This window comes from Cupriavidus sp. GA3-3 (genome assembly GCF_000389805.1).
Lineage (GTDB): Bacteria > Pseudomonadota > Gammaproteobacteria > Burkholderiales > Burkholderiaceae > Cupriavidus > Cupriavidus necator_D.
This window is the reverse complement of the sequence record NZ_KB944491.1, coordinates 64,683-79,962: the sequence shown is the minus strand read 5'-3', so window position 1 is coordinate 79,962 and position 15,280 is coordinate 64,683. Positions and strand designations below refer to the sequence as shown.

Genomic DNA, 15,280 nt, shown 5'->3' with positions numbered 1-15,280 from the left:
GGCGCAGTGCGGGTATGTACTCGTTGGTACATTTATTTACCGTTGGGTAAGATTCTGGGGTGATCGGGTATTGGCGTCAATTGGCCGTTTTCCCTTTCCCCTTTGGCGCCGCAGGCTGTGGCGTCAAGCAAGGGCTCGACCGGACTGGCGTAGCGAGCCCGCCATGCGAGAATTGCATCATGTCGATTGCACCCAGATCCGCACCGCTGAACCCGCCGTTGAGCACACCGCCAGAGCCGCAGCCGGCCCGCCCGCATATCGCCGAGCGCCAGGAGGCCCGCCGCCGCCAGATTCTCGATACCGCCGCGCAGCTCTTCTACAGCAAGGGCTATCCCGGCATGACCATGAACGACCTGTGCCGCGCGCTGGGCGTGACCAAGCCGGCGGTCTACTACTACTTTACTGACAAGTACGAGATCTTCGACATCCTGTGCCGCGAGTCGGCCCAGACCTGCCTGCCCGTGATCCGCGAGACCGCGGACCCTGCGCTGCCGGTGCGCGAGCGCCTGCAGGCCTGCCTGCTCGAGATGGCGCGGCGCTGCGTCGCCTGCCATGTGCCGGCCACGCTGAGCTTTCGCGACAACCAGTACCTGCGCCCCGACACCGTGGCGTGGCTCGACAGCATGGCGCGGGACTTCTATCGCGACCTCTATGCGCTGCTGGAAGAGGGCAAGCGCGATGGCGTGTTCGCCTTCGGCGACGCACGCGTGACGGCCCATGCGATCGGCAGCGTGGTGGGGTTCCTCTACACCTGGCATGAACCCGGCCGCATGGACCCGGAGACGCTGGCGCAGGAGCTTGCCGCCAGCATGATGAAACTGGCGCTGCCCAGCGGCGGCTGAGTGCGGATTTGCCTCACTAGGGGTTATCCCCCTACTTGCGCCCGATCGGTGGCGCATAATGCCCGTCAGGGGCACCAAGGCCTGTCCGGTGGCCCCGAGGACTTCGTCTAAGTTGTTGTTTTAACCGGGGCGCACGTTTAGCATCTCGGCAAAATCGAACGACCATTCAGAAATCAGGAGACGGTGCTATGGAAAGAATTTGGCTGAAACACTACCCGGCCGGCGTTCCCGCCGAGATCGATGCCAGCCAGTTCCGCTCGCTTGCCGCGCTGCTCGAGGCATCTTTCCGCACCTATGCCGACCGCAAGGCCTTCATCTGCATGGACAAGGCCATCACCTACGGCGAACTGGACCAGCTCTCGACGCACTTTGCCGCCTGGCTGCAGTCGCGCGGGCTGCGTCCCGGCGCACGCGTGGCGATCATGATGCCGAACGTGCTGCAGTACCCGGTGGTGCTGGCGGCGGTGCTGCGCGCGGGCTTCGTGGTGGTCAACGTCAACCCGCTCTACACCCCGCGCGAGCTCGAGCACCAGCTCAAGGACAGCGGCGCCGAGGCCATCGTGATCCTGGAGAACTTTGCCTCCACGCTGCAGCAGGTGCTGGCCAAGACCCCGGTCAAGCACGTGGTGGTGGCCAGCATGGGTGACATGCTGGGCGGGCTGAAGGGAGCGATCGTCAATTTCGTGGTGCGCAACGTCAAGAAGATGGTGCCGGCATGGGAGCTGCCCACCTGCGTGCGCTTCAACAGCGTGCTGGCCGAAGGCCGCAAGCTGACGCTGCAGCCGGCCACCACGGGGCCGGATGACATCGCCTTCCTGCAGTACACGGGCGGCACTACCGGCATCTCCAAGGGTGCGGTGCTGCTGCACCGTAACGTGGTGGCCAACGTGCTGCAGTCCGAGGCGTGGATGCAGCCGGCGCTGAACAAGGGCGCACACATCGACCAGCCCATCACCATCACCGCGCTGCCGCTGTACCACATCTTCGCGCTGACGGTCTGCTGCCTGCTGGGCATGCGCAGCGGCGGCACCAGCGTGCTGATCCCGAATCCGCGCGACATCCCGGGCTTCATCAAGGAACTGCAGAAGTACAAGTTCAACATGTTCCCGGCCGTCAACACGCTGTACAACGCACTGATCAACAATCCGGAAATCAGCAAGGTCGATTTCTCCGGCCTGCGCGTGGCCAACGGCGGCGGCATGGCGGTGCAGGAGGCGGTGGCCAAGCAGTGGCTGGCCAAGACCGGCTGCCCGATCATCGAAGGCTACGGCCTGTCCGAGACTTCGCCCTCGGCCACCTGCAACCCGACCGACACCGACGCATTCTCCGGCACCATCGGCATGCCGCTGCCGTCGACCGAAGTGGTGATCCGCGACGATGACGGCAAGGACGTGCCGCTCGGCCAGCCGGGCGAAATCTGCATCCGCGGCCCGCAGGTGATGGCCGGCTACTGGAACCGTCCGGACGAGACCGCCAAGGTCATGACCCCGGACGGCTTCTTCAAGACCGGCGACATCGGCGTGATGGACGAGCGTGGCTACACCAAGATCGTCGACCGCAAGAAGGACATGATCCTGGTGTCGGGCTTCAACGTGTATCCGAACGAGGTCGAAGGCGTGGTGGCCGAGTGCCCGGGCGTGCTGGAAGTGGCGGCCGTGGGCGTGCCCGACACGCACTCGGGCGAGGTCGTCAAGCTGTTCGTGGTGAAGAAGGATCCGGGACTGACCGAGGCCGATGTGATCGAGTTCTGCAAGGAGCGCCTGACCGGCTACAAGCGGCCCAAGTACGTCGAGTTCCGCACCGAACTGCCCAAGACCAACGTCGGCAAGATCCTGCGCCGCGAACTGCGCGACAGCCGCAAGGCCGCCTGAGCGGCAGCCGCTGCCAACGACAACGGCCTCCCGAGTGGAGGCCGTTGTGCTTTCAGGCTGCGCCGCGGCGGCTCAGCACTCGTTCGATGGCGCCAGGCGGGCTTCCTGGCTGCCGTCGGGGTAGATCACCCGCACGCACGCGCCTGGCTCCAGCCCCGGCGCCGCCGGCGCGTTGGCCGACACGATCGTGCCGTCCATGGTTCGCACCTTGTACTGGAACAGGTCCACCTGCTGCACCGGCGCGGGCTTGTTGAACAGCCGGCTCAGGTCGAAGGCAAAGCCCACGCCCACGCCGCCACCCCCGCCGCCACCCGCGGCACCCACGCCGACGCTGGTGCCGCCGCCGTAGTACGGGGGCACCTGGGCCACGTCCAGGCGGGTCAGGAACGTCTTCTCGGTGACGCGGCCAAGCTTGATGGTGGCGTTCACCGGCGTGACCTGCGGCGGCTGCGGCGTGCTGCTGCAGGCAGCCAGCACCGGCAGCAGGCCGCACAGGACAAGATAGGGCCGGGTCTTCATGGCGAGATCAGGCCGGTCTTGAGCCGGCCAAGCAGTCGGAACAGGGCGCGCCGGTCGGTCTCGGCCAGGCCCGAGAACAGTTGCCCGATCCAGTCCTCATGCGCGCGCGCCATGCGCGAGAACGCGGCGCGCCCGGCCGGGGTCAGGCGGATCAGGTAGGCACGGCGGTCAGTGGGCAGGGCCTCGCGTGAGACCAGGCCTTCCTGCTGCAGCTGGTCGGTGATGCCGGTGACGTTGCCGCCGGTCACCATCATGCGGCGCGACAGCTCGCCCATCTTCAGGCCTTCCGGATGGCGGTCGAGCTGTGCCATCAGGTCGAAGCGCGGCAGCGTGCAGGCAAAATCCTGGCGCAGCCGCGAACGGATATCGCCCTCGATCAGGGTGGTGCAGGTCAACAGCCGCAACCACAGCCGCAGGGCTTCGTGCTCGGTCTGGTCGGCACGGGTTTCAAGGTCGACCGGCGCGCTGTCGGCGCCGGCGGCAGGGGATGGGTTTGGCATCTTCAGTGCATCGGTGCGCAGGTGTGCGGCCGCGGCCGCCAGGGGCCGCCCACGGGGCGGGCAGCCGACATTTGATGCCTCAAGTATATGCGCGATACGCGCCGCCGCCCTGCCGGCGATCAAATCGGCGTCAATCCACCTTGGCGCCGGAATCCTTGACCACCTTGGCCCACTTGGCGGTCTCGGCGCGGATGAACGCGGCGAACTGCTCCGGCGTGTTGCCGACAGGCTCGGCGCCCTGCGCCTGCAGGCGTTCGCGCACGGCCGGGGCGTTCAGCGCCTTGGCCACTTCCTGCTGGATGCGGTGGATGACGTCCGGCGGCGTGCCGGCCGGCGCCAGCATGCCGAACCAGGAGCTGGCTTCATACTGAGGCAGGCCCGCAGCCTGGGCAATGGTTGGCACGCCCGGCAGCGCCGGCGAGGGCCTGGCGCTGGTCACCGCCAGCGCCTTGAGCTTGCCGCTCTTGATCAGCGCCATCGACGACGGCAGGTTGTCGAACATCACCTGCATGGTGCCCCCGGCCAGGTCCGTCAGCGCCGGCCCGCTGCCCTTGTACGGGAAGTGGACCATGAAGGTCCGGGTCTGCGTCTTGAACAACTCCCCGGCCAGGTGGATCGAGGTGCCGTTGCCACTGGAGGCCATGTTGATCTTGCCGGGATTGGCGCGCGCGTAAGTGATCAGGTCCTTGACGCTGTCGATCTTGTTCTGCTGCGCAAACACCGGGTTCAGCACCAGCACGTTGGGCACGGCCGCCACCTCGGTGATCGGGGCGAAGTCCTTGATCGGATCGAACGGCAGCTTGCCGTACAGCGACTGGTTGATGCCATGGGTGCCCACGGTGCCCATCAGCAGCGTGTAGCCGTCCGGAGCGGCCTTGGCGACGATGTCCGCGCCGATATTGCCGCCGGCACCGGGTTTGTTGTCGACCACCACGTTCCAGCCCGGCAGCCTGGCCAGCTCTGCGGCCACGGCGCGGGCCAGGATGTCGGTGGTGCCGCCGGCGGCAAAGGGCACCACCAGCCGGATCGGCTTGGCCGGGTACGGGTCTGCGGCCAGCGCCGACTGGCTGGCGAGCGCGGCAAGGCTGGCGGACAGCAGCAGCGCAACGACGCGCCGGCGAGTGGGTTGCATGGGTGGTCTCCTGGTGTGGCCCGCTCTCGGTACCTGGGGGGCTATGGTCAGTGCATTCTAGTCGGCGCCCGCAGTGGCGCCGATGAGGTGATGCCCTATGGGGCTGCAGCGCCGCGCCAATGAAAAAAGGCACCCGAAGGTGCCTTTCAAGCTCAGCCTTGCGACTGGCGATCAGAACTTGTGGCGGATGCCGATGGCGGCGCCAATCATCTTGTCTTCGCCGGTACCCAGGAAGTAACCATTGGCGAAGCTGATCGCCGAGGTGTCGAAGTTCAGGCCGGCGTTCTTCGAGAAGGCCGTGGTCAGGTACACGTCGGTGCGCTTGGACAGGTTGTAGTCGGCCACGAACGAAATCTGCCAGGGGTTCTTGATGTTGTTGGTGGTGTTGACGGTGGCGGCGGCCGGGTTGAAGTTCTTGACGTCGTCGTAGTAGTACGCGAGCGTCAGGCCCAGTGCCGGCGTGACCTGGTAGTTGGCACCGACCCAGTAGTAGTTGTCCTTCAGGATCGTATTGTCGTTCACATGCTTGCTCATGCCCCAGCGATAGCCAGCCATCAGCTTGGCCGGACCGAAGGCATAGCTGGCAGCGACCGCGGCTTTCTTGAATTCGCCGGTGCCGCCGGCGGCGTTCAGGGTCGGGTTGTACTGGTCATAGGCGCCGCTGATGCCGAACGGGCCGGCTGACCACGACACGCCGGCACCGTAGCCGGTGTCGCGGCGGAACTGGCCGGCGACTTCGCCACCGCCGGCAACGCCGTTACCGAACGACCAGTGCGCGACCGCGGTCACCGGGCCGAACTTGCCGGTGTACTTGGCGGTGTTGTCCGAACGGAAGTTCAGGCCCAGTTGAGCGACCACCGGCTCGTACTGGGTGGCATAGCCGGTCGGCGAAAAATTGGCCATCATGTCAAACAGCGAGGTGTACTGGCGACCGAAGGTCACGCGGCCCACCTGGGCGCTTTCCAGGCCGACATAAGCCTGACGACCGAACAGGCGGCCGCCTTGCTGCGAGCGCCCGTCGTCCAGGCCGAAACCGCTTTCCATCACGAACAGTGCCTTCAGGCCGCTGCCCAGGTCTTCCACGCCACGCAGGCCCCAACGCGAACCGGACAGGCCGCCGGACGACATGCGGAAGAGGTTCTCCGACGGGCCGGTCGCAAATCCGTTGGCCGCCGACGGCGTGACGCTCGACATATTGCTCACGTACTCGATGTTGGCATCCACCACACCGTAGAGCGTGACGCTCGATTGGGCCTGCGCCGCCCCAGCAAATGCGCCAAGCGCTGCCAGCGCCAGAAGCGATTTCTTCATGCTCGTTGATCTCCACTGTAAGAATTATTGGTGACGGCCCGGGAGAACCTCCTGTTGGTCTCCATCCCCCGTGCGTCAAACTTCCTGGGAAGTTGCGAAGTACTGTAACAAACAACCCTTAATTCACTACTCAGGCCAATCCCCCTTGTCTTCTTTTAACAACTCAGGGTTTCTGAGTAGCCGGGCGCATCAATGCAAGGCGGGATGCGGGTTGGCGCCGATTAGAGGCAAGCTACAATGCGGGTAATCCCGATGGCCCCCTGTGCGTACCGCAGCTGCAGCTGCGCACCCCACGATCGCAGGGACTGCCGGGAACGAAGACCAACTGCCTCTGCGACATGGACACCCTGATCAAAGAATTCGACGTGGCATTGCGCGCCATTGCCGGCGCCACGCGCACCGCGCGCGCCAACCCGGCTGACCGGCTGGCGCCGGACACCGAACAGATGAGCGCCGATGAACGCCGCCACGTGGCCGGGCTGATGCGCATCAACCATGTCGGCGAGGTCTGCGCGCAGGCCCTGTACCAGGCCCAGAAGCTCACCGCGCGCGACGGCGCGGTGCGCGCGCAGATGGATGCCGCCGCGCGCGAAGAGGAAGACCACCTGGCCTGGTGCGCCGAGCGCCTGCGCGAGCTGGGCTCGCGCCCGAGCCTGCTCAACCCGCTGTGGTACGCCGGCGCCTTCGCCATCGGCTGGATGGCCGGCCGCGCCGGCGACCGCGTCAGCCTGGGCTTCGTCGCCGAGACCGAGCGCCAGGTCGAGCACCACCTGGGCGGGCACCTGGACCGCCTGCCCGAGGCCGACGGCCGCTCGCGTGCCATCCTCGAGCAGATGCGCGACGACGAGATCCGCCACGGCAACGCCGCGCGCGATGCCGGCGGGATCCCGTTACCTGCCCCGGTGCGGGCGCTGATGCGCGGCGCCTCGCGCGTGATGACCACCGCCGCCTACCGGATCTGAGCCGGCCCTGCCAGCCCCCCGCCGGCCCTGATTCCGGCGGGGCTGGCGGGCAATTGTTGTATCCTTCCTTCGCGCGACGGGGCAGGTCTTTCCCGTGCCGCCGGCAGTTCCTCCGCAAGTGGTTCTCAGGTGGTTTCTCGGCTTTCCTCCCTAAGATCTTCATTTCATTAAGGATTCACTTTTTCGGTGCGTGAGGTGTGCGCGCTAAGTCATTGTTCTTATTCAAAAAAACTCGTTTGCTGCCCTGCAACCAGCCTTGACCCGCCATATCGCTTCCTCTAAAGTGGGAAATAGTGTGAGGAAGTGTATTTTTGTGTGAAATTGGGCCCCGACCGTGGGATGATGTCGCCATAGTCGGAACAGAAGGGATTCACGCGCATGCTGGCCGACAACCGGCCGGCATGGACCGGGAGCAAGCTTGTTTCAGGGAGCATCGGCACTCTCGCTGGATGCCAAGGGACGGATGTCCATTCCGTCCCGGCACCGCGAGGCGCTGCAACAGCAGGCCGAGGGCCGGGTGACGCTGACCAAGCACCCGGATGGCTGCCTGTTGCTGTTTCCCCGGCCCGAGTGGGAAACCTTCCGCACGCGCATTGCAGCGCTGCCGATGGATGCGCACTGGTGGAAGCGCATTTTCCTGGGCAACGCCGCCGACGTGGAAATGGACGGCGCGGGCCGGGTGCTGATCGCCCCGGAGTTGCGCAGTGCCGCCATGCTCGACAAAGAAGTCATGCTGCTCGGCATGGGCAGCCATTTCGAAGTGTGGGATGCCGCGACCTACGCCGCCAAGGAACAGCAGGCGATGGCGCAGGGCATGCCCGAAGCATTGAAGAATTTCTCTTTCTGACGAGGTCATGAGTCCAACCGGAACGCCGGCAACCCCCGCCCTGCGCCATCGCACCGTGCTGCTGGACGAGGCCGTCGACGCCTTGGTCTGGCGGCCCGACGGGGTCTACGTCGACGGCACCTTCGGCAGGGGAGGGCACAGCCGGGCGGTGCTGGCCCGGCTGGGGCCAGACGGGGCCCTGGTTGCGTTCGACAAGGACCCAGCAGCAATCGCAGAAGCGGGCACCATCAAGGATGCCCGCTTCTCCATTGAGCACGCGAGCTTTGCGGCCATGGCCGAGCGCCTGTCGGGGCGCGGCCACGTCGCCGGCGTGCTGCTCGACCTGGGGATCAGCTCGCCCCAGATCGACGAGGCGGCGAGGGGGTTTTCCTTTCGTTTCGAGGGCCCGCTGGACATGCGCATGGACACCACGCGCGGCATCACTGCCGCGCAGTGGCTGGCGCAGGCGGATGAGCAGGACATTGCCAGGGTGATACGAGACTATGGGGAAGAACGGTTTGCTGTACAGATTGCAAAGGCGATTGTTGCTCGCCGGAGCGAACCCGGCGATGGCGGACCCATCGCCACTACTGCCGACCTTGCCGCGCTCGTGGCGAAAGCCGTCAAGACACGCGAGAAGGGTCAGGACCCTGCGACCCGCACCTTTCAGGCTCTACGGATTCACGTCAATCAAGAGCTTGAGGACCTCGAAAGAGGGCTGAAGGCGGCGTATGAACTGCTGCAGGTCGGAGGGCGCCTGGTGGTGATCAGCTTCCACTCGCTGGAGGACCGCATCGTCAAGCGGTTCATGGCGGCGCACGCCCGTCCCCAGCAGGATGCCGACCCGGCGCTGCGGCGCGCGCCGCTGCGCGCGGCCGACCTGCCGCAACCGACGCTGCGCCTGCTCGGCCGCTACAAGCCGGGCCCTGAAGAGGTGGCCGCCAACCCGCGCGCGCGCTCGGCCGTGATGCGCGTGGCCGAGAAGCTGGCCCCTGCCGCGACCACTGCCGGCGGAGGCGCACGCGCATGAACCGCCTGACCTTCTTCCTGCTGGCCGCGCTGATCCTGTGCGCGCTGTCGCTGGTGAGCGCGCAGCACCAGGCGCGCACGCTGTTCGTCGCGCTGGAGCGGGCCCAGGCTGAAGAGAAGCAGCTCGATATCGACTGGTCGCGCCTGCAGTACCAGCAGAGCGCGCTGGGCAAGAGCGCGCGCATCGCCGACGCGGCGCGCGCGCAGCTGAAGATGGCGCCGGTCAACCCCGGCAAGACCCAGTATCTGTCCGGCATCGTGCTGCCGCCGCCTGCCGAGGCGGCGTCGGCCAGTGCCGAGGAGGCGCGCCGATGAGCATGGCCCGTCCCAACCCGCCCCGCCGTGACCGCAACGGCACCGCCTCGCGCCCGCGCAGCGGGCAGTTCTCGGCCAGCCCGGTGCTGGGCCTGCGCCTGCCGATGTGGCGCTCCAAGCTGGTGGTGTTCCTGATGTTCGCCGCCTTCGGCGCGCTGGCCCTGCGCGCGGCCTGGATCCAGGGCCCCGGCAACCAGTTCTACGAGGCCGAGGGCAAGAAGCGCTTCCAGCGCACGCTGGAGCTGCCGGCCACGCGCGGCAAGATCCTGGACCGCAACGGCCTGGTGCTGGCCACCAGCCTGCCGGTCAAGGCCGTCTGGGCGGTGCCCGAGGACGTGCCCAACCAGGTCGAGGCCGCCAAGATCCGCCAGCTGGCGAAGTTGCTCGGCATGTCCGAGAAAGACCTTGGCAAGAAGCTGTCCGAGGACAAGGGCTTCGTCTACCTGAAGCGCCAGGTGCTGCCTGACGTCGCCGACAAGATCGCCGCGCTGAAGATCGAGGGCATCCACCAGACCCGCGAATACAAGCGCTTCTACCCGGAAGGCGAGGCGATGGCCCACATCGTCGGCTTCACCAACGTGGAAGACCGTGGCCAGGAAGGCGTGGAGCTGGCGCGCGAGCCCGGCCTGGCCGGCCGGGCCGGCGCGCGCCAGGTGATCAAGGACCGCCTGGGCCGCGTGGTCGAGGACGTCGGCGTGCTGAAGACCCCGCGCGACGGCGAGGACATCCAGCTGTCGATCGACGCCAAGATCCAGTACCTGGCCTACAACGAGCTCAAGGCCGTGGTCGAAAAGCACAAGGCCAAGGCCGCCAGCGCGGTGGTGCTCGACGCCCAGACCGGCGAAGTGCTGGCGCTGGCCAACTGGCCCACCTACAACCCCAACGACCGTACCCGGCTGTCCGGCGAGCAGCTGCGCAACCGTGTGCTGACCGACACCTTCGAGCCCGGCTCGATGATGAAGCCGATCACGGTCGGCCTGGCGCTGCAGCTCAAGCGCGTGACGCCGTCCACGGTAATCACCACTACCGGCAAGTACAACTTCGAAGGCGCCACCATCAGCGATACCCACAACTACGGGGCGCTGACGGTAAGCGGCGTGATCCAGAAGTCGAGCAACATCGGCACGACCAAGATCGCGATGATGATGAAGCCGCAGGAGATGTGGGACATGTACACCAGCATCGGGCTGGGCCAGGCGCCCAAGATCGGCTTCCCCGGCGCCGTGGCCGGCCGCGTGCGCCCGTTCAAGAGCTGGCGCCCGATCGAGCAGGCCACCATGTCATACGGCTACGGCCTGTCGGTGTCGCTGTTCCAGATGGCGCATGCCTACACCATCTTCGCGCATGACGGCGAGCTGATCCCGGTGTCGATGTTCCGCACCAGCGGCCCCGCCACCGGCGAGCGCATCCTGTCGCCCCAGGTGGCCCGCGACGTGCGCGCCATGATGGAAACCGTGACCGCGCCCGGCGGCACCGCGCCCGAGGCGCAGGTGATGGGCTACCGCGTCGGCGGCAAGACCGGCACCGCCTACAAGCATGAAGGCCGCGGCTACAACCGCAGCAAGTACCGCGCCTCGTTCATCGGCCTGGCGCCGATGTCGAATCCGCGCATCATCGTGGCCGTCAGCGTGGACGAACCCACCGCGGGCAGCCACTACGGCGGCCTGGTGGCCGGCCCGGCGTTCGCGGCCATCACCGGCGGCACGCTGCGCGCACTGAATGTGCAGCCCGACTCGCCGATCCGCCAGCTGGTGGTCAGCGACAAGGTGCAGGAGAGCGAACCGTGGAGTTCGACCCAATGACGGCCAAGCCACTGCTCCCGCTCGAGGTCACCGCGCAGGCCAGCAATGCGCTGGCCTGGCTGCGTACCAACGTGGCCGCCGCCGCGCAGCTGACCGGAGATACCCGGCGCCTGGCGCGTGGCGATGTGTTCTTCGCCTACGTGCTCGGCAACGCGCGCCTGGCCACCGACGGCCGGCTCTATATCGCCCAGGCGATTGCCGCCGGCGCGGGGGCCATCGTCTATGAGGCCGACGGCTTCGACTGGCCCTTCAGCGACGTCGTGCCGCATCTCGCGGTGAGCCGCCTGCACCAGCTGGCCGGCCCGATCGCCGCCGGCTGGCATGGCAACCCGGTGCGCGGCCTGGCCGTGACCGGCATCACCGGCACCAACGGCAAGACCTCGTGCAGCCAGTGGCTGGCACGGGTGCTGCAGGCCGCCGGCACGCCCTGCGCGACCATCGGCACGCTGGGCACCGGCTTCCCGGGCGCGCTGCAGGCTACCGGCTTCACCACGCCTGACGCGGTGCAGCTGCAGGCCAGCCTGGCGTCCCTGCACGACGCCGGCGCGCGCGCGGTGGCGATGGAGGTGTCCTCGCACGGCCTGGAGCAGGAGCGCGTGGCCGGCACGCATTTCTCTGTGGCGGTGCTGACCAACCTGACCCAGGACCACCTCGACTACCACGGCTCGATGGCCGAGTACGAGGCCGCCAAGGAGAGCCTGTTCCGCTGGGACGGCCTGCGCACCGCGGTGGTCAACCGCGACGACGCCATGGGCCAGCGCCTGCTGGCGGCGGACGCCGCCGCCATTGGCGCGCCGCACGTGATCGAATACGGCATCGACGGCCCCGGCGCGGCCACGGTGCGCCGCCCGCGCGGCGAGTGGCTGCGCGCCACCAACGTGCGCGCCACGTCCACCGGCACCGCCTTCCATATCGACGGCAGCTTCGGCAGCGCCGAGATGGCCACACCAATGATCGGCGCCTTCAACGTCAGCAACCTGCTGGCGGTGCTGGGTGCGGCGCTGGCCAACGGCGTGGCGTGGGACGCGGCCATCGCCGCGCTGCGCGCGCTGACGCCGGTCGAAGGGCGCATGGAGTTGTTCGGTGCCGCCGGCGGCCCGGATGCGCCGCTGGCCGTGGTCGACTACGCCCATACCCCGGACGCGCTGGCGCAGACGCTGGCCGCGCTGCGCCCGGTGGCGCAGGCGCGTAACGGCCGCCTGTGGTGCGTGTTCGGCTGCGGTGGCGACCGCGACCCGATCAAGCGCCCGCTGATGGGCGCGGTGGCCGAGCGCGAGGCCGACGAGGTCATCCTGACCAGCGACAACCCGCGCAGCGAAGACCCGCAGGACATCCTGGACGCCATTGCCGACGGCATGGCCGTGCGCGCGCGCGCGCGCCAGATCGAAGACCGCGCCGCCGCCATCCTCTATGCCGTCAGGCACGCGGCACCGGCCGACGTGGTGCTGGTGGCGGGCAAGGGCCATGAGGCCACCCAGGAGATCCAGGGGCGCAAGCGCCCGTTCTCCGATCGCGAACATGTACGACTGGCGCTTGCCACCCGTGGAGTATCGGCATGAGCCAGACCCCAATGACCAACTTGCAGCAAGCCGCCGGCTGGATCGCCGGCGCGCGCGTTTGCGGCGACGGCGCCGTGGAGTTTTCGCGCGTGCATAGCGACAGCCGCAGCGTCGAGCCCGGCGACCTGTTCGTCGCTCTCAAGGGCGAGCGCTTCGACGCGCATGACTTTATCGCCGACGTGGTGGCGCGCGGCGCTGCCGCCGTGCTGGTCAGCCGCGAGGTCGATGCCGGCGTGCCGGCCATCGTCGCGCCGGACACGCGCATTGCGCTGGGCGAGCTCGGCGCCGGCTGGCGCCGCCAGTTCACGCTGCCGGCGGTGGCGGTGACCGGCAGCAACGGCAAGACCACGGTCAAGGAAATGATCGCGGCCATCTTCGCCGCGGCGGTAGGCGAGGAGCAGCGCCTGGCCACCGGCGGCAACCTGAACAACGATATCGGCCTGCCGCTGACGGTGCTGCGCCTGCGCGCCACGCACAAGCTGGCGGTGCTGGAGCTCGGCATGAACCATCCGGGCGAGACGGTCTACCTGGCCGGCATCGCCCAGCCCACCGTGGCGGTGATCACCAACGCGCAGCGCGAGCACCAGGAGTTCATGGTCAGCGTGGAAGCCGTCGCCCACGAGCACGCTGCCGCGATTGCGGCGCTGCCTGCCAACGGCGTGGCGGTGTACCCACTCGACGCGGAAAGCGGCGGCGCCTACGCGCCGGTGTGGCGCAATGCCGCAGGCGCGCGCCGTGCGCTGTCGTTCGGCACCTCGCAGCGCGCCGATGTGCACGCCACCGTGACGCTGGTCGACGGCGCACAGGTGATGCAGGTACGCGCGCCTGGCCATGCCTTCGACGTGCGCCTGGCGCTGCTGGGTGAGCACAACGTGCGCAACGCGCTGGCGGCCATCGCCTGCGCGCTGGCCGCGGGGGTGCACGTGCCGGCGATCCAGCGGGGCCTGGCCGGGTTCCAGGCGGTCAAGGGCCGGCTGCAGGTCAAGTACACGCCGGGTGGGACGGTAGTCATCGACGACACATACAACGCCAACCCCGACTCCATGCGCGCCGCCATCGACGTGCTGGCCGGCTTTGCCGCGCCGCGTGTGCTGGTGCTGGGCGACATGGGCGAAGTGGGCGACCAGGGCCCCGCATTCCACCAAGAAATCGGTGCCTACGCCAAGGCGCGCGGCATTGGCACGCTGTGGGCGACCGGTGAACTGGCCGTGCATGCGGTGCAGGCATTCGGCGCGGGTGGCCGGCATTTCGGCACCGCGGAAGCCCTGGCAAAGGCGCTGGAGGAAGACAGCAGGGGCATGGTGGCGCAAGTGGGCGCCGTGCTGGTGAAGGGATCGCGCTTCATGCGCATGGAACGGATGGTCGCGGCGCTGGTCGCAGACACTTCCGCACATTAAATAAGACAACACGATGTTATTGGCTCTGGCCCAGTGGCTGCAAAACGACTACAGCTTCCTCCGGGTCGTCAACTATCTGACTTTCCGCGCGGTGATGGCCAACCTCACCGCGCTTCTGATCGGGCTGGCGTTCGGTCCGTGGGTGATCCGCAAGCTGACCGAGCTGAAGGTCGGCCAGGCGGTGCGCACCATCGGCCCGCAGACCCACTTGGTCAAGGCCGGCACGCCGACCATGGGCGGCGTGCTGGTGCTGGTCTCGATCGCGGTGTCGACGCTGCTGTGGTGCGACTGGGGCAACCGTTTTATCTGGGTGGTGATGCTGGTCACCTTCGGCTACGGCGCGATCGGCTGGGTCGACGACTACCGCAAGGTGGTGTATCGCGACCCGCGCGGCATGTCGAGCCGCGAGAAATTTTTCTGGCAGACGCTGATCGGCCTGGTGGCCGCGGTCTACCTGGCGTTTTCGGTATCGGAAAGCAGCAACGTGCGGGTGTGGGAGCTGTTCCTGAACTGGGTCGAGGGCGGGCTGTCGTTGGACATGCCGTACAAGTCCAACCTGATCGTGCCCTTCTTCAAGGAGATCAGCTACCCGCTGGGCGTGGCCGGCTTCATCGTGCTGACCTACCTGGTGATCGTGGGCTCGAGCAACGCCGTCAACCTGACCGACGGCCTGGACGGCCTGGTGATCATGCCGGTGGTGCTGGTTGGCGGCGGGCTGGGCGTGTTTGCGTACGTAATGGGCAACTCGGTCTACAGCAAGTACCTGCTGTTCCCGCATATCCCGGGCGCGGGCGAACTGCTGATCTTCTGCTCGGCATTGGCCGGCGCGGGGCTGGCCTTCCTCTGGTTCAATGCGCACCCGGCGCAGGTGTTCATGGGCGACGTCGGCGCGCTGGCGCTGGGCGGCGCGCTCGGCACGGTGGCGGTGATCGTGCGCCAGGAGATCGTGCTGTTCGTGATGGGCGGCATCTTCGTGGTGGAAACACTGTCGGTGATGGCGCAGGTGACGTGGTTCAAGATCACCAAGCGCCGCTATGGCGAAGGCAGGCGGCTGTTCCGGATGGCGCCGCTGCACCACCATTTCGAGCTGGGCGGCTGGAAGGAAACCCAGGTCACGGTGCGCTTCTGGATCATCACCATGCTGCTGGTGCTGATCGGGTTGTCGACGCTGAAGTTGCGTTAATGGTTGCGCGGGTCAGGGACTGACGGCGCTTT

General features: G+C 67.4%; 14 protein-coding genes. 10 read left to right on the top strand and 4 right to left on the bottom strand.

The window, feature by feature from the left end:
- Positions 1–179 precede the first annotated feature (179 nt).
- Together C265_RS22310 and C265_RS22305 are read left to right on the top strand one after the other, a co-directional pair.
- Positions 180–842, top strand: coding sequence for a TetR/AcrR family transcriptional regulator (locus C265_RS22310; protein WP_010814785.1), 663 nt, complete (start codon positions 180–182; stop codon positions 840–842).
- 188 nt (positions 843–1,030) lie between these two features.
- Positions 1,031–2,713, top strand: coding sequence for a long-chain fatty acid--CoA ligase (locus C265_RS22305; RefSeq protein WP_010814784.1), 1,683 nt, complete (start codon positions 1,031–1,033; stop codon positions 2,711–2,713).
- A gap of 72 nt (positions 2,714–2,785) precedes the next feature.
- On the opposite strand, the gene C265_RS22300 is transcribed toward C265_RS22305, so the two are convergent.
- The 4 genes from C265_RS22300 to C265_RS22285 form a co-directional block, all read right to left on the bottom strand.
- Positions 2,786–3,232 carry a hypothetical protein gene (locus C265_RS22300; RefSeq protein ID WP_010814783.1) on the bottom strand — a complete coding sequence of 149 codons (447 nt, stop codon included), beginning with the start codon at positions 3,230–3,232 and terminating at the stop codon, positions 2,786–2,788.
- Positions 3,229–3,732, bottom strand: a complete 504-nt coding sequence (locus tag C265_RS22295; protein WP_010814782.1) for a MarR family winged helix-turn-helix transcriptional regulator — start codon at positions 3,730–3,732, stop codon at positions 3,229–3,231. Before C265_RS22295 ends, C265_RS22300 begins: the two co-directional genes overlap by 4 nt.
- Before the next feature lie 130 nt (positions 3,733–3,862).
- The gene (locus C265_RS22290) at positions 3,863–4,864 is read right to left on the bottom strand and encodes a tripartite tricarboxylate transporter substrate binding protein (RefSeq protein ID WP_010814781.1); all 1,002 of its coding nucleotides are present in this window, start codon (positions 4,862–4,864) and stop codon (positions 3,863–3,865) included.
- A gap of 171 nt (positions 4,865–5,035) precedes the next feature.
- Positions 5,036–6,175, bottom strand: a complete 1,140-nt coding sequence (locus C265_RS22285) for a porin (RefSeq protein ID WP_010814780.1) — start codon at positions 6,173–6,175, stop codon at positions 5,036–5,038.
- Positions 6,176–6,513: 338 nt separating this feature from the next.
- On the opposite strand from C265_RS22285, the gene coq7 reads away from it, so the two are divergent.
- The 8 genes from coq7 to mraY all read left to right on the top strand — a co-directional run bounded on the left by coq7 (position 6,514) and on the right by mraY (position 15,248).
- Positions 6,514–7,137, top strand: coding sequence for a 2-polyprenyl-3-methyl-6-methoxy-1,4-benzoquinone monooxygenase (coq7, locus tag C265_RS22280; protein WP_010814779.1), 624 nt, complete (start codon positions 6,514–6,516; stop codon positions 7,135–7,137).
- A gap of 418 nt (positions 7,138–7,555) precedes the next feature.
- On the top strand, positions 7,556–7,984 hold the full coding sequence (gene mraZ / locus C265_RS22275; RefSeq protein WP_010814778.1) for a division/cell wall cluster transcriptional repressor MraZ: 429 nt from the start codon (positions 7,556–7,558) through the stop codon (positions 7,982–7,984).
- Positions 7,985–7,991: 7 nt separating this feature from the next.
- Entirely contained in the window at positions 7,992–8,993 is a 1,002-nt protein-coding gene (rsmH, locus tag C265_RS22270) for a 16S rRNA (cytosine(1402)-N(4))-methyltransferase RsmH (protein ID WP_010814777.1), read from the top strand.
- A complete protein-coding gene (ftsL, locus tag C265_RS22265; RefSeq protein WP_010814776.1) occupies positions 8,990–9,307 on the top strand; it encodes a cell division protein FtsL in 318 nt (105 codons plus the stop codon). The genes rsmH and ftsL overlap by 4 nt, the downstream gene beginning before the upstream one ends.
- Positions 9,304–11,109: a penicillin-binding protein 2 gene (locus tag C265_RS22260; RefSeq protein ID WP_010814775.1), complete on the top strand. Its 1,806-nt coding sequence runs from the start codon at positions 9,304–9,306 to the stop codon at positions 11,107–11,109. The genes ftsL and C265_RS22260 overlap by 4 nt, the downstream gene beginning before the upstream one ends.
- Entirely contained in the window at positions 11,106–12,668 is a 1,563-nt protein-coding gene (locus C265_RS22255) for a UDP-N-acetylmuramoyl-L-alanyl-D-glutamate--2,6-diaminopimelate ligase (protein WP_010814774.1), read from the top strand. Before C265_RS22260 ends, C265_RS22255 begins: the two co-directional genes overlap by 4 nt.
- Entirely contained in the window at positions 12,665–14,065 is a 1,401-nt protein-coding gene (gene murF / locus C265_RS22250) for a UDP-N-acetylmuramoyl-tripeptide--D-alanyl-D-alanine ligase (RefSeq protein ID WP_037025057.1), read from the top strand. The genes C265_RS22255 and murF overlap by 4 nt, the downstream gene beginning before the upstream one ends.
- A 13-nt stretch (positions 14,066–14,078) precedes the next feature.
- Positions 14,079–15,248 (top strand): phospho-N-acetylmuramoyl-pentapeptide-transferase, encoded by a 1,170-nt coding sequence (gene mraY / locus C265_RS22245; RefSeq protein ID WP_010814772.1) that lies wholly within the window; start codon positions 14,079–14,081, stop codon positions 15,246–15,248.
- Positions 15,249–15,280 lie beyond the last annotated feature (32 nt).